The organism is Streptococcus sp. SM5 (assembly GCF_027497975.1).
Window position 1 is genome coordinate 1 of sequence record NZ_JAJNSC010000021.1, and the last position, 14,798, is coordinate 14,798.

General features: G+C 41.9%; 14 protein-coding genes and 1 other RNA gene. 13 read left to right on the plus strand and 2 right to left on the minus strand.

Annotation, left to right across the window (positions count from 1 at the left end; genetic code table 11):
* Positions 1–572: SIALI-17 repeat-containing surface protein (locus PAN07_RS13540; protein WP_269798121.1), on the plus strand; the 572-nt coding region annotated here is incomplete at its 5' end.
* Between the two features lie 166 nt (positions 573–738).
* On the opposite strand, the gene pbp1a is transcribed toward PAN07_RS13540, so the two are convergent.
* Complete coding sequence (gene pbp1a / locus PAN07_RS13545; protein ID WP_084861599.1) at positions 739–2,922, minus strand: penicillin-binding protein PBP1A; 2,184 nt, start codon at positions 2,920–2,922, stop codon at positions 739–741.
* Positions 2,919–3,515 (minus strand): Holliday junction resolvase RecU, encoded by a 597-nt coding sequence (gene recU / locus PAN07_RS13550; protein ID WP_084861601.1) that lies wholly within the window; start codon positions 3,513–3,515, stop codon positions 2,919–2,921. The genes pbp1a and recU overlap by 4 nt, the downstream gene beginning before the upstream one ends.
* 66 nt (positions 3,516–3,581) lie before the next feature.
* Between recU and PAN07_RS13555 the strand changes: the two genes are divergently transcribed.
* From PAN07_RS13555 to fni, 12 genes are all read left to right on the plus strand, one after another.
* A complete protein-coding gene (locus PAN07_RS13555; RefSeq protein ID WP_084861603.1) occupies positions 3,582–4,109 on the plus strand; it encodes a DUF1273 domain-containing protein in 528 nt (175 codons plus the stop codon).
* A 72-nt stretch (positions 4,110–4,181) separates the two neighbouring features.
* Positions 4,182–4,511 carry a cell division regulator GpsB gene (gpsB, locus tag PAN07_RS13560; RefSeq protein WP_192856264.1) on the plus strand — a complete coding sequence of 110 codons (330 nt, stop codon included), beginning with the start codon at positions 4,182–4,184 and terminating at the stop codon, positions 4,509–4,511.
* A gap of 20 nt (positions 4,512–4,531) precedes the next feature.
* An RNA gene (gene rnpB / locus PAN07_RS13565) (RNase P RNA component class B) lies at positions 4,532–4,913 on the plus strand.
* A gap of 84 nt (positions 4,914–4,997) precedes the next feature.
* Entirely contained in the window at positions 4,998–6,155 is a 1,158-nt protein-coding gene (locus PAN07_RS13570; RefSeq protein WP_084861608.1) for a class I SAM-dependent RNA methyltransferase, read from the plus strand.
* 12 nt (positions 6,156–6,167) lie between these two features.
* A complete protein-coding gene (locus PAN07_RS13575; protein ID WP_269798122.1) occupies positions 6,168–7,544 on the plus strand; it encodes a cell division site-positioning protein MapZ family protein in 1,377 nt (458 codons plus the stop codon).
* Between the two features lie 75 nt (positions 7,545–7,619).
* Entirely contained in the window at positions 7,620–9,044 is a 1,425-nt protein-coding gene (gndA, locus tag PAN07_RS13580) for an NADP-dependent phosphogluconate dehydrogenase (RefSeq protein WP_084861612.1), read from the plus strand.
* 11 nt (positions 9,045–9,055) lie between these two features.
* On the plus strand, positions 9,056–9,745 hold the full coding sequence (locus tag PAN07_RS13585; protein ID WP_084861615.1) for a response regulator transcription factor: 690 nt from the start codon (positions 9,056–9,058) through the stop codon (positions 9,743–9,745).
* Positions 9,746–9,844: 99 nt separating this feature from the next.
* On the plus strand, positions 9,845–10,717 hold the full coding sequence (locus PAN07_RS13590) for an N-acetylmuramoyl-L-alanine amidase family protein (protein ID WP_084861617.1): 873 nt from the start codon (positions 9,845–9,847) through the stop codon (positions 10,715–10,717).
* 229 nt (positions 10,718–10,946) lie between these two features.
* Entirely contained in the window at positions 10,947–11,825 is an 879-nt protein-coding gene (gene mvk / locus PAN07_RS13595) for a mevalonate kinase (protein WP_269798123.1), read from the plus strand.
* Positions 11,807–12,760 carry a diphosphomevalonate decarboxylase gene (gene mvaD, locus PAN07_RS13600; protein ID WP_269798124.1) on the plus strand — a complete coding sequence of 318 codons (954 nt, stop codon included), beginning with the start codon at positions 11,807–11,809 and terminating at the stop codon, positions 12,758–12,760. The genes mvk and mvaD overlap by 19 nt, the downstream gene beginning before the upstream one ends.
* A complete protein-coding gene (locus PAN07_RS13605; RefSeq protein ID WP_269798125.1) occupies positions 12,747–13,754 on the plus strand; it encodes a phosphomevalonate kinase in 1,008 nt (335 codons plus the stop codon). Before mvaD ends, PAN07_RS13605 begins: the two co-directional genes overlap by 14 nt.
* Positions 13,738–14,748 carry a type 2 isopentenyl-diphosphate Delta-isomerase gene (gene fni, locus PAN07_RS13610; protein WP_269798126.1) on the plus strand — a complete coding sequence of 337 codons (1,011 nt, stop codon included), beginning with the start codon at positions 13,738–13,740 and terminating at the stop codon, positions 14,746–14,748. The genes PAN07_RS13605 and fni overlap by 17 nt, the downstream gene beginning before the upstream one ends.
* Positions 14,749–14,798: the final 50 nt, after the last annotated feature.

Genomic DNA, 14,798 nt, shown 5'->3' on the forward strand with positions numbered 1-14,798 from the left:
CAGCTTATACAGGTCCAGTATCAACTGTAGGCGACCAAGCCGCTCCAACAGTAGAGAAACCAGAGTTCAAGGGTGGTGTCAATGCAGTTATGGCCTTGAAACATGAGCTACCAGCTTATACAGGCCCAGTATCAACCGTAGGTGACCAAGCCGCTCCAATAGTAGAGAAACCAGAGTTCAAGGGTGGAGTCAACTCCGTTATGGCCTTGAAACATGAGGTTCCAGCCTACACAGGCCCATTGTCAACCGTAGGTGACCAAGCCGCACCGACAGTTGAGAAGCCAGAGTTCCAGGGTGGAGTTAACTCCGTTATGGCCTTGAAACACGAATTACCAGAGTACACAGGTCCATTATCAACCGTAGGTGACCAAGCCGCACCGACAGTAGAAAAACCAGAATTTAAGCTAAGCTCGTTAGAAAAATCTCAGACTCCAGAAGCACCAGTTCAAGTTGCCAAGGAAGACAAGAGATTGCCAGAGACTGGTGAAAAACAGTCAGAAACAGCTATTTTCTTGGCAAGCGTTGGACTAGCCTTATCTGCTATCTTTGTAGCAAAAAGTAAAAAAGATTAGTTGTATATGACAATTAAACTCTCCCTTAACAGTATTCTAAACCAGTAGAGTGTATAGAATAAAAAACCTGAGAAGTACAATTGACCTTCTCAGGTTTTTCTTATCTAATTATTGATTTAACAAAGAACAGATTGAAAAACCACCCAATTTTTGGGTGGTTAGTAATTTATTGTTGCGCTGGTTGAGGATTTTGGTTAGGCTGCCCTTGATTGGTACTTGGTTGTTGTGTCGCCGTATTCTCATTGGTTCCAGCATTGGGAGTAACTGTATTTGCATTTGGATTTGTGTTTGGTGTCGTTACACTTGACTGAGAGGATGAAGTCTCTGGAGTCTGGTTCGCGGGAGCAGGTGTAGAACTTTGTTGAGTAGCAGGAGCAGTCCATGTAGGACGAGCTCCATTCTTAAAGACATATTCTCCACTCCTATATAAGCCCTCAGGCATAGTCCAATCTCCTGGGTGGTCATCTTCTGATAGGTAAGTCATCATTGAACGATAGACTGCAGAAGCAACTGTGAATCCATTGCCGATGACTGGAGTAAGACGGTTTGAGTAACCTGTCCATACGGCCATCGAATATTTACGAGTATAGCCGACAAACATTTCATCCGGTGCAACAAGTTGACTTGATTTAATATGATTTTCGATTTCTTCATCTGAATAGTTAGAGGTACCTGTCTTACCGGCTTGAGGAAGCCATGAAATATAGGCATTAAAACCAGTTCCAGAGGTCAAGACTGTTTTCATCATTTCTGTCATCATGTAAGCAGTGGTCTCTTTCATAACTCGGGTACCAGGGTCAGAAAATTCTTTTTCGCTACCATCACTAAAGACAACTTTATTAATGTACATCGGTTTGTGATAGATACCACCATTGGCAAATGCAGCATAAGCAACAGCCATTTTTTCACTACTTGCGCCGTATTGTTTATTAGATTCAGTTGTGTTACTTGATATGGCGTTAGAATAATGCATATCTGGATAGTCAATTCCCAAACCATTTAAGAAGGTTTTTGCACGATTTAATCCAACTTTATTGAGTGTTTCTACAGCCGGAACATTCCGAGATTGCTGTAGTGCATATTGAAGGGTGATATTACCGAAGTATCCTCTATCCCAGTTGTAGACAGGTGTACTTGTTCCAGGATAATTATAAGGGATATCTCGTACAATTGTAGCAGTTGAGTCATAGATATCAAATTCTAAAGCAGGAGCATAATCGGTGATGGGTTTCATTGTTGATCCCCAGTCACGATTGGTTTCCACAGCCTGGTTGGTGCCGAATGAAACATTACTTGCTTGATGACGAGCACCAAGTTGTGCAATAACGTTACCATTAGATACATCTACAATAGTCGAAGCTACTTGCATGTCATCATCAGGATAAGTGACATATTGGTCGGTGTTATAAACATCCCAGAGTCGTTGTTGGACATCTTTGTCCACATTTGTATAGACATCCATACCTGTGGTAAGAAGGTTGTAACCAGTTTCTTGTTCAACTTGGTCGATTACTTCTTTAAGGTAGTTGTCCATGTATGCAGGATAACTGTTACCTGATTTCAGGCTTTGTAGACCATCGGTAACAGGGGTATTAATAGCTTTTTCATACTCTTCTGCGCTGATGTATTTCTGCCCCTTCATTTCCGAAAGTACCAAGTTCCGACGCTCTAGAGCAGCTTCTGGATGAGAATAAGGATCATATTGGTTTGGTGCTTGAGGCATTCCGGCTAGGAGTGCTAACTGTGGTAAGCTTAAATCCTTCAAGTCTTTTCCATAGTAATTTTGGGCTGCAGTTTGCATTCCATAGTTACCGTTAGACATGTAGACTTTGTTGATGTAGTAGGTCAGGATTTCTTGCTTGGTTGCTTTTTGTTCTAGTTGAACGGCTAACCAAGCTTCCTGAGCTTTACGTGACAAAGTTTGATCGGCAGTTGAAGTAGAAAAATAAGTTAATTTGATCAATTGTTGAGTCAAGGTTGAGGCTCCCTGGAGGCCTCCTCCGCCTTGGAGGTTTCTCAATGCCGCACCCATGATACGAATGGTATCAACACCTCTATGATCAAAGAAACGGTGGTCTTCGATAGACACGATGGCCTTGACCAAATCAGTAGGGATTTCATTTGCTTGAGTATTTACTCGACGTTCAGATCCAAGGTCAGCGATCAGTTCGTTCTTATTGTCATAAATCTTGCTGGAAGTTGTCGCAACTAATTTACTTTCAGATAAGGCTGGAGCCTTGCTAACAAAGTAGAGGAAGACACCACCACCTAATAGAAATAAAGCGATAAATAAGGTAAAAAATGTAATTCCAATATACTTTAAGAATCGCAGAATAGTTTGTTTGTTCATCTTGTTTTACCACCTAGTAAATATTCTTTGATAATGTCGAGATAGGGAATTTGAGGGAAAGCGCCTTGCTTTACTAAATATCCGTATTCTTGAATATATCCAAGTGGCATTGATTTTTGCCCCTTATCTTGATGATAAAAGCGAATCAAATCAAATGCCGGCAACAAATAAGTTTCCTGTTGAGAAGAAAAATGAAGCAGTACGAAGCAAATACCCTGCTGTTCTAGAACTTGTTCCATATGTTGAATCTGGTGAAGATGGAAGTTCTTCATTGGAATAGCATTCTTTTGTCGCGTTTCCTTGGCTTCAAAGTCAATGTAATGTCCTCTGTACACGCCAGAATAATCTGTTGTGGAAGCTTGTCTAAAGTAGGCTTCTACAATTTTGGCTCGACTACGTTGAGGATAGTCTACTCGGACAATTTGAACAGGCGTTGGCTTTTTATGGATAACTGCCATGCCATGCGTCAGATAGTAGTCGTTTGTAGCGTTAATCATCTTTTCAAAAGTCATTCCTCGATTTGCAAAATTATTTGGTTGAGAAATGGATGTTTTGTTTTTTTTTGATGAAATTTTATGAGGATAGTTGACCATATTTCTCCTTATTGGTACAATAACATCACTCTATTATACCATAAAAATAGAAAGAAAGGTGTAAAAATGACTACAGCTTTAATTATGGGATATTCTAATTTTGACTTGGGTGTCTTTAACGAAAAAGATATCAGGTTAAAAATTATAAAGAAAGCCATTCGCCGTGATTTAGAAAGTTTGGCAGAAGAAGGGATTAATTGGCTGGTCTTTACAGGGAACTTGGGATTTGAATCTTGGGTACTCGATGTCGCAAATGAAATGAAAGAAGAATATGGTTTCAACCTAGCGACCATTTTTGATTTTGAAACACACGGGGAAAATTGGAATGAAGCGAATCAGCTTAAACTTAGCCAATTTAAGCAGGTAGATTTTGTCAAATATGCCTATCCTAAATATGAACATATGGGGCAACTACGAGACTACCAACGATTTTTGCTGGAAAATACTGACCTAGCTTATTTTTTCTATGACCCAGAAAATGAGACCAAATTAAAATTTATGGATACCTTGATGAAAAATCAGGAAGGGTATCGCATAAAAAGGCTAACGTTTGAAGACCTAAATGAGCTAGCAGAAAATTTTTCTGAAAAGTAAGCCTTTGACCTTGATTTTTGTTTGCCTTTTTTTATATAATAATACTATTAGAAACCGAGAATGGAGAGAGAGATGGCAGGTATTATTTTTTCAGCGAAAGATATTTTCGAGCAAGAGTTTGGACGTGAAGTCCGTGGGTATAGTAAAGTTGAAGTTGATGAATTTTTGGACGATGTCATCAAGGACTACGAAACTTATGCTGCCTTAGTCAAGTCTCTCCGTCAAGAAATTGCAGAGTTGAAGGAAGAATTGTCTCGCAAGCCTGAATCCGCATCTGTTCAAGCAGAACCGCTTGAAATGACAGCAACAACTTCTATGACGAATTTTGATATTTTGAAACGTTTGAATCGTCTTGAGAAAGAAGTATTTGGTAAACAAATTTTGGATAACTCTGATTTATAAGAGCTTATTTGAAAAGTGCAATTTTTGGATAATCGCGTGATGAGAATTTCTTTTCATGAGGAAAGTCCATGCTAGCACAGGCTGTGATGCCTGTAGTGTTTGTGCTAGGCGAAACCATAAGCCTAGGGACGAGAAATCGTTACGGCAGTTGAAATGGCTAAGTCCTCGGATAGGCCAGAGTAGGCTTGAAAGTGCCACAGTGACGAAGTCTCTCTGGAAACAGAGAGAGTGGAACGCGGTAAACCCCTCAAGCTAGCAACCCAAATTTTGGTCGGGGCATGGAGTGCACGGAAACGAACGTAGTACTCTGACTGCTATCAGCTCTAAGCTGTTAGTGGTAGACAGATGATTATCGAAGGAAGTGGTCCTAGTCACTTCTGGAACAAAACATGGCTTATAGAAAATTGCATATAGGTTGGGGCTGAGAATTTTTCTCAACCTCATTTTTTAAAGTGGACATATAGAAAGGTCTCATAAGACTGTAACATGAAAAAAGAATTTAATTTAATCGCGACTGCTGCAGCGGGTCTTGAGGCTGTCGTTGGTCGTGAAGTGCGAGAGTTGGGCTACGATTGTCAGGTTGAAAATGGACGTGTTCGTTTTCAAGGAGACGTGAGAGCCATTATCGAGACCAACCTCTGGCTTCGAGCAGCAGATCGTATCAAGATTATCGTAGGAACTTTCCCAGCTAAGACTTTTGAGGAACTATTCCAGGGAGTTTTTGCCCTAGATTGGGAAAATTATTTACCGCTTGGGGCACGTTTCCCGATTTCAAAAGCCAAATGTGTGAAATCTAAGCTACACAATGAACCCAGTGTACAGGCTATTTCAAAGAAGGCCGTTGTTAAGAAGTTGCAGAGACACTATGCCCGTCCAGAAGGTGTCCCCTTGATGGAAACTGGTCCTGAGTTTAAGATTGAGGTTTCTATTCTGAAAGATGTCGCAACTGTCATGATTGATACGACCGGGTCTAGCCTCTTTAAACGTGGCTATCGTACTGAAAAAGGTGGTGCTCCTATCAAGGAAAACATGGCAGCAGCTATTTTGCAACTCTCTAACTGGTATCCAGACAAGCCCTTGATTGATCCGACCTGTGGTTCGGGGACTTTCTGTATCGAGGCAGTTATGATTGCTAGAAAGATGGCGCCTGGTCTTCGTCGCTCCTTTGCCTTTGAGGAATGGAACTGGATTAGCGATCGCTTGATTCAAGAGGTTCGCACAGAAGCAGCCAAAAAAGTAGATCGTGAGCTTGAGCTAGATATCATGGGCTGTGATATCGATGCGCGTATGGTGGAAATTGCCAAGGCCAATGCTCAGGCAGCAGGTGTTGCAGGAGATATTACCTTTAAGCAGATGCGCGTGCAGGATTTGCGTTCCGATAAAATCAATGGAGTGATTATCTCTAACCCACCTTATGGGGAACGCTTGTCAGATGATGCAGGAGTTACCAAACTCTATGCTGAGATGGGGCAAGTATTTGCACCGCTGAAAACGTGGAGCAAATTTATCCTAACTAGTGATGAAGCCTTTGAGACCAAGTACGGCAGTCAGGCGGACAAGAAGCGCAAGTTGTACAATGGAACTTTAAAAGTTGATTTGTATCAATATTTTGGTCAGCGTGTTAAACGTCAGGAAGTAAAGTAGGAAGGAAAACTCATGAGTAAGAAAAGACATGATCGTCATATAACAGAACATCAAGAAGCGCAATTTGATTTTGATGATGCCAAAGATCTAACGGTTGGAGAAGCCATGCTAAAAAATGAAGAGGTGGAAGCAGGTGTATTGCCTGGAGATTCTATCTTGGACAAGTATGTGAAACAACATAAAGATGAAATTGAGGCAGATAAGTTTGAAACGCGTCAGTTTAGCAAGGATGATTTAGTTGAAAAAGAAGAGGTAGAAGAGATAGAGGAGACTCAGACTCTAGATAATTTACTTCAAGAGCTTCGTGAGGGAACAGGAGTAGATTTTCCAGCTCCAGAAGATGAGTTGAGTCAGTTTGATGATTTAGAATTAACACGAGTTTCAGAAGCACCTCTTGTAGAAGAATTTGAGACTGAAGATATTCCAACACTTTATCGAGTGACAGATAGTGAAGATGGAAATAGTAAGAAGAAATGGGTACTTTATGGTATTCTAGCAGCCTTAGTGGTTCTTATCCTTGGAACTGGTTATTATGTTTATCGTCAAGTGGATCGTTCTACCAAGGAAATCCAAACTTCTCAATCAACTACAAACACGCAGTCAGATGTGGAAGAATTCAATAATTTATATGATGCCTTCTATACAGATAGAAACAAAACGGCTTTGAAGAATAGCCAGTTTGATAAACTGGGTCAACTTAAAACCTTGCTTGATAAGCTAGAAGGTAGTCGTGAATATACGCTTGCAAAATCTAAGTATGATAGTCTAGCAACTCAAATCAAGGCTATTCAAGATGTCAATGCTCAATTTGATAAGCCAGCTATTGTAGATGGAGTTTTGGACACTAACGCTAAAGCTAAATCAGATGCTAAATTTACAGATATTAAAACTGGAAATACGGAGATTGATAAAGTGCTAGATAAGGCTATCAGTCTAGGTAAGAGTCAACAAACAGCTCCTTCAAGTTCAAGTCAAGAAAGTTCAAGTTCATCAACAGAGAGGGCTACAGACAACACAAGTCCATCTTCAAGCGTCTCATCAAACAATTCAGTTTCTGCACGTGATGATAGCCATGGCGGTTTATCAAGTTCTGGAGTTGATCTCCAGAGAGCTTCGAGTCGTGTGCCGTTCAATCAATCGGCTGTTGATGATAGCAATAATTCTGCCTGGGATTTCGCGGATGGTGTCTTGGAAAAAATCCTAGCGACTTCACGTTCACGTGGTTATATCACTGGTAACCAATATATCCTTGAACGTGTTAATATCGTTAATGGCAATGGTTATTACAACCTCTACAAGCCAGATGGAACCTATCTCTTTACCCTTAACTGTAAGACAGGATACTTTGTTGGAAATGGTTCTGGACATGCGGATGCTTTGGACTACTAAGCAGTCGTTACAAAATTCTTTCTTTTCAAAAGTAAAAATGATAAAATAAAACAAATTAAACAAGAGGAGTGTCAAATGACAAAAGCTAACTTTGGTGTCGTAGGTATGGCCGTAATGGGTCGTAACCTTGCCCTTAATATTGAATCTCGTGGTTACACAGTTGCTATTTACAACCGTAGTAAAGAAAAAACTGAAGATGTGATTGCTTGCCATCCTGAAAAGAACTTTGTACCAAGCTATGACGTTGAAAGTTTTGTAAACTCAATCGAAAAACCTCGTCGTATCATGCTCATGGTTCAAGCTGGACCTGGTACAGATGCTACAATTCAAGCCCTTCTTCCGCACCTTGACAAGGGTGATATCTTGATCGACGGAGGAAACACTTTCTACAAAGATACCATCCGTCGTAATGAAGAATTGGCAAACTCAGGTATCAACTTTATCGGTACTGGGGTTTCTGGTGGTGAAAAAGGTGCCCTTGAAGGTCCTTCTATCATGCCTGGTGGACAAAAAGAGGCCTACGAATTGGTTGCGGATGTTCTTGAAGAAATCTCAGCTAAAGCACCAGAAGATGGCAAACCATGTGTGACTTACATCGGTCCTGATGGAGCTGGTCACTATGTGAAAATGGTCCACAACGGTATCGAGTATGGTGACATGCAATTGATTGCAGAAAGCTATGACTTGATGCAACACTTGCTAGGCCTTTCTGCAGAAGATATGGCTGAAATCTTTACTGAGTGGAACAAGGGTGAATTGGACAGCTACTTGATCGAAATCACAGCTGATATCTTGAGTCGTAAAGACGATGAAGGCCAAGATGGACCAATCGTAGACTACATCCTTGATGCCGCAGGTAACAAGGGTACTGGTAAATGGACTAGCCAATCATCACTTGACCTTGGTGTACCATTGTCACTCATCACTGAGTCAGTATTTGCACGTTACATTTCAACTTACAAAGAAGAACGTGTACATGCTAGCAAGGTTCTTCCAAAACCAGCTGACTTCAAATTTGAAGGAGACAAGGCTGAGTTGATTGAAAAAATCCGTCAAGCCCTTTACTTCTCAAAAATCATTTCATACGCACAAGGTTTTGCGCAATTGCGTGTAGCTTCAAAAGAAAACAACTGGAATTTGCCATTTGCAGATATCGCATCTATCTGGCGTGATGGCTGTATCATCCGTTCTCGTTTCTTGCAAAAGATTACAGATGCCTACAACCGTGATGCAGACCTTGCTAACCTTCTTTTGGATGAGTACTTCTTGGATGTTACTGCTAAGTACCAACAAGCAGTACGTGATATCGTAGCTCTTGCTGTTCAAGCTGGTGTACCAGTGCCAACCTTCTCAGCAGCTATTACTTACTATGATAGCTACCGTTCAGCTGACCTTCCAGCTAACTTGATCCAAGCGCAACGTGACTACTTTGGTGCTCACACTTACCAACGTAAAGACAAAGAAGGAACATTCCACTACTCTTGGTATGACGAAAAATAAGTAGGTCTGCCATGGGGAAACGGATTTTATTACTTGAGAAAGAAAGAAATCTAGCTCATTTTTTAAGTTTGGAACTCCAAAAAGAGCAATACCGAGTCGATCAGGTTGAGGAGGGGCAAAAAGCCCTCTCCATGGCTCTTCAGACAGACTATGACTTGATTTTATTGAATGCTCGTCTGGGGGATATGACAGCCCAGGATTTTGCAGACAAACTGAGTCGGACTAAGCCAGCCTCAGTCATCATGGTTTTGGACCATCGTGAAGAATTGCAAGACCAGCTTGAGACAATCCAACGCTTTGCCGTTTCTTGCATCTATAAGCCAGTAATCATTGATAATCTGGTAGCTCGTATTTCAGCGATTTTCCGTGGTCGGGACTTTATCGACCAACACTGTAGTCAGATGAAGGTTCCAACGTCTTACCGAAATCTGCGTATGGATGTGGAGCATCATACCGTTTATCGTGGCGAGGAAATGATTGCTCTGACTCGTCGTGAGTATGACCTTTTGGTTACTCTTATGGGAAGCAAGAAAGTTCTGACTCGTGAGCAGTTGTTGGAAAGTGTCTGGAAGTATGAAAGTGCGACTGAAACCAATATCGTGGATGTCTATATCCGTTATCTACGTAGCAAGCTTGATGTAAAAGGTCAAAAAAGCTACATTAAAACCGTGCGTGGTGTCGGTTACACCATGCAAGAATAGAAAGCAGTTGCAGTTTTGTAACTGCTTTTTTTGAGGGATGTTCTATATATTGATATGTAGTTTGGCCTTTGCTATAATCAGTTATGGAGGATACGTCTAATGAAAATAATAAAAAAATTGATGCAAATCGCATTATCAGCCTTTTTCTTCGGTTTGCTAGCAACAAGTGCAGTATTGGCGGATGATGCTAGTTCAGAAGGTTGGAAATTCGTCCAAGAAAATGGTAGAACCTACTACAGGAAGGGGGAACTCAAAGAAACCTACTGGCGAGTGATTGATGGTAAGTACTATTATTTTGATCCTTTATCTGGAGAGATGGTTGTCGGCTGGCAATATATACCTGCTCCACACGAAGGGGTTACGATTGGTTCTTCTCTAAGGCAAGATATTGCTTTTAGACCAGATTGGTTTTACTTTGGTCAAGATGGGGTACTACAAGAATTTGTTGGTAAGCAAGTTTTAGAAGCAAAAACTGCTACAAATACCAACAAACATCATGGGGAACAATATGATAGTCCAGCAGAGAAACGAGTCTATTATTTTGAAGATCAGCGTAGCTATCACACTTTAAAAACTGGTTGGGTTCATGATGAGGGACACTGGTATTATTTACAGAAGGATGGTGGCTTCGATGCTCGTATCAATAGATTGACTGTTGGGGAACTAGTGCGTGGCTGGACCAATGATAACTCAACTTGGTACTATCTCGATCCAACAACTGCTGCAATGCAAATAGGTTGGCAATATCTTGGTAACAAGTGGTACTATCTCCGTTCATCAGGAGCTATGGCAACTGGTTGGTATCAAGATGGTTCAACTTGGTACTACCTAAGTGAAGGTAATGGAGATATGAAGACGGGTTGGTTCCGGGTTAATGGCAAATGGTACTACGCTTATAGCTCCGGTGCTTTAGCAGTGAATACGACCGTAGAAGGTTATTCGGTCAACTATAATGGCGAATGGGTTCAATAATGAAAAAAGCGATTGTGAATGGAAACAATCGCTTTTTTTGTGAAAATATAATAAAATAGATAGGAAAGAATAAATACTGGTAGGAAAAAATAATACTCTTCGAAAATCAAATTCAAACCACGTCAGCATCGCCTTACCGTACTCAAGTACAGCCTGCGGCTAGCTTCCTAGTTTGCTTTTTGATTTTCATTGAGTATGGGACGACTTTTTCGTCTAGCAAAAGGAAAAAATGACAAAAAAGGTTGGTGTCGGTCAGGCACATAGTAAGATTATTTTAATAGGGGAGCATGCGGTCGTTTATGGCTATCCTGCTATTTCCTTGCCTCTTTTGGAGGTGGAGGTGACTTGTAAGTTGGTACCTGCAGCGAGTCCTTGGCGTCTCTATGAGGAGGATACCTTGTCCATGGCGGTGTATGCCTCACTGGAGTATTTGGATATCACAGAAGCCTGCATTCGCTGTGAGATTGACTCAGCTATCCCTGAGAAGCGGGGAATGGGTTCGTCAGCAGCTATCAGCATAGCGGCCATTCGTGCGGTATTTGACTACTATCAGGCAGAACTGCCTCATGATGTACTAGAAGTCTTGGTCAATCGGGCTGAAATGATTGCCCATATGAATCCTAGTGGTTTGGATGCTAAGACCTGTCTCAGTGACCAGCCTATTCGATTTATTAAGAATGTAGGATTTACAGAGCTTGAGATGGATTTATCTGCCTATTTGGTGATTGCCGATACGGGTGTTTATGGCCATACTCGTGAAGCTATTCAAGTGGTTCAAAACAAGGGCAAGGATGCCCTACCGTTTTTGCATGCTTTGGGCGAATTGACCCAGCAGGCAGAAGATGCGATTTCACAAAAAGATGCTGAAGGATTGGGACAAATCCTCAGTCAAGCGCATTTACATTTAAAAGAAATTGGGGTCAGTAGCCCTGAGGCAGACCATCTGGTAGAAACGGCTCTTAACCATGGTGCTCTGGGTGCCAAGATGAGTGGTGGTGGGCTTGGAGGCTGTATCATAGCCTTGGCAGACAATTTGACACACGCACAAGAACTAGCAGAAAGATTAGAAGAGAAAGGAGCTGTTCAGACATGGATAGAGAGCCTGTAACAGTACGTTCCTACGCAAATATTGCTATTATCAAATATTGGGGAAAGAAAAAAGAAAAAGAGATGGTGCCTGCTACGAGCAGTATTTCTCTAACTTTGGAAAATATGTACACGGAGACGACTTTGTCATCTCTACCGACGGATGCAACAGCTGATGCCTTTTATATTAATGGTCAGCTACAAAATGAGGCGGAGCATGCCAAGATGAGCAAGATTATTGACCGCTACCGTCCAGCTGGAGAAGGATTTGTCCGTATCGATACTCAAAACAATATGCCTACGGCAGCGGGCCTGTCCTCAAGTTCTAGTGGTTTGTCTGCCTTGGTCAAAGCTTGTAATGCTTATTTTCAGCTTAGTTTGGATAGAAGTCAGTTGGCACAGGAGGCTAAGTTTGCCTCAGGATCTTCCTCTAGGAGTTTTTATGGACCACTAGGTGCTTGGGATAAGGATAGTGGGGAAATTTACCCTGTAGAGACAGACTTGAAACTAGCTATGATTATGTTGGTGTTAGAGGACAAGAAAAAACCAATTTCTAGCCGTGACGGTATGAAACTTTGTGTGGAAACTTCGACGACCTTTGATGACTGGGTGCGTCAGTCTGAGAAGGACTATCAGGATATGCTGGCTTATCTCAAGGAAAATGATTTTGCCAAGGTTGGGGAATTAACGGAGAAAAACGCTCTTGCTATGCACGCAACGACAAAAACAGCATCACCAGCTTTTTCTTATCTGACCGATGCCAGCTATGAAGCCATGGACTTTGTCCGCCAGCTTCGTGAGAAAGGAGAATCCTGCTACTTTACCATGGATGCTGGTCCCAATGTCAAGGTTCTCTGTCAAGAGAAAGACTTGGAGCATTTATCAGAAATCTTCGGTCAACGTTATCGCTTGATTGTGTCAAAAACAAAGGATTTGAGTCAAGATGATTGCTGTTAAAACTTGCGGAAAACTCTATTGGGCAGGTGAATATGCTATTTTAGAGCCAGGGCAGTTGGCCTTGATAAAGGCCATTCCTATCTATATGAAGGGCGAGATTGCTTTTTCTGATAGTTACCGTATCTACTCGGATATGTTTGATTTTGCAGTGGACTTGACGCCAAATCCTGACTACAGCTTGATTCAAGAAACGATTGCTTTAGTGGAAGATTTCCTTGTTTATCGTGGGCAGACTTTGCGACCATTTTCTTTGGAAATCCGTGGAAAAATGGAACGAGAAGGGAAAAAGTTTGGTCTGGGTTCTAGCGGTAGCGTCGTTGTTTTGGTCATCAAGGCTCTGCTAGCTCTATATAAGCTTTCGGTTGATCAGTATCTTTTGTTCAAGCTGGCCAGTGCTGTCTTGCTCAAGCGAGGAGACAATGGTTCTATGGGAGACCTTGCCTGTATTGTGGCAGAGGAATTGGTTCTTTACCAGTCATTTGATCGCCAGCAGGTAGCTGCTTGGCTAAAAGAAGAAAAGTTGGCGACAGTTTTAGAGCGTGATTGGGGCTTTTCTATCTCACAAGTGAAACCTACCCTAGAATGTGATTTCTTAGTGGGATGGACCAAGGAAGTGGCTGTGTCTAGTAACATGGTTCAGCAAATCAAGCAAAATATCAATCAGAATTTTTTAAGTTCCTCAAAAGAAACGGTGGTTTCTTTGGTAGAATCCTTGGAGCAGGGGGAATCAGAAAAAATTATCGAGCAAGTAGAAGTAGCCAGTAAGATCTTAGAAAGCTTGAGCGCAGATATTTACACGCCTTCGCTCAGACAGTTGAAAGAAGCTAGTCAAGATTTGCAGGCTGTTGCCAAGAGTAGTGGCGCTGGTGGTGGTGACTGTGGCATTGCCTTGAGTTTTGATGAGCAATCAACTGAAACCCTAAAAAACCGTTGGGCCGATCTGGGGATTGAGCTCTTATACCAAGAAAGGATAGGACATGACGACAAATCGTAAGGATGAGCACATCCGCTATGCCCTTGAGCAGAAAAGTTCCTATAATAGCTTTGATGAGGTGGAGTTGATTCATTCTTCTTTGCCTCTTTACGATCTGGATGAAATCAATCTATCGACAGAGTTTGCTGGTCGAAAGTGGGACTTTCCTTTTTATATCAATGCTATGACGGGTGGAAGCGATAAGGGAAGAGAAATCAATCAAAAGCTGGCTCAGGTGGCGGAAGCCTGTGGGATTTTATTTGTAACGGGCTCTTATAGTGCGGCTCTCAAAGATCCATCAGATGCCTCTTTTTCTGTCAAGTCTAGTCATCCAAATCTCCTTCTTGGAACCAATATTGGATTGGACAAGCCTGTCGAGTTAGGACTTCAGACTGTAGAAGAGATGAATCCTCTTCTCTTGCAAGTCCATGTCAACGTCATGCAGGAATTGCTCATGCTTGAGGGAGAAAGGAAGTTCAGAAGCTGGCAATCGCATCTGGCAGACTATAGCAAGCAAATCCCTGTTCCTATTGTCCTAAAGGAAGTGGGCTTTGGAATGGATGTGAAGACCATCGAGAGAGCCTATGGATTGGGTGTTCGAACTGTTGACCTATCAGGTCGTGGCGGTACCAGCTTTGCCTATATCGAAAACCGTCGCAGTGGTCAACGTGACTACCTCAATCAATGGGGGCAATCTACTATGCAGGCCCTTATCAATGCCCAAGACTGGAAAGACAAGGTTGAACTCTTGGTCAGTGGTGGCGTTCGGAATCCGCTGGATATGATTAAGTGTTTGGTCTTTGGTGCCAAGGCTGTAGGACTGTCTCGAACAATTCTGGAATTGATTGAAACCTATTCAATTGAAGAAGTGATTGGCATTGTCCAAGGCTGGAAAGCAGATCTACGCTTGATCATGTGTGCCCTTAACTGTGCCACCATAGCAGATCTACAAAAAGTAGACTATCTTCTTTATGGAAAATTAAAAGAAGCAAAGGATCAGATGAAAAAGGCGTAACCACCGCCTTTTTTTCCATCCTCAGACTGAGGTGACTTTTTTGAATTGTG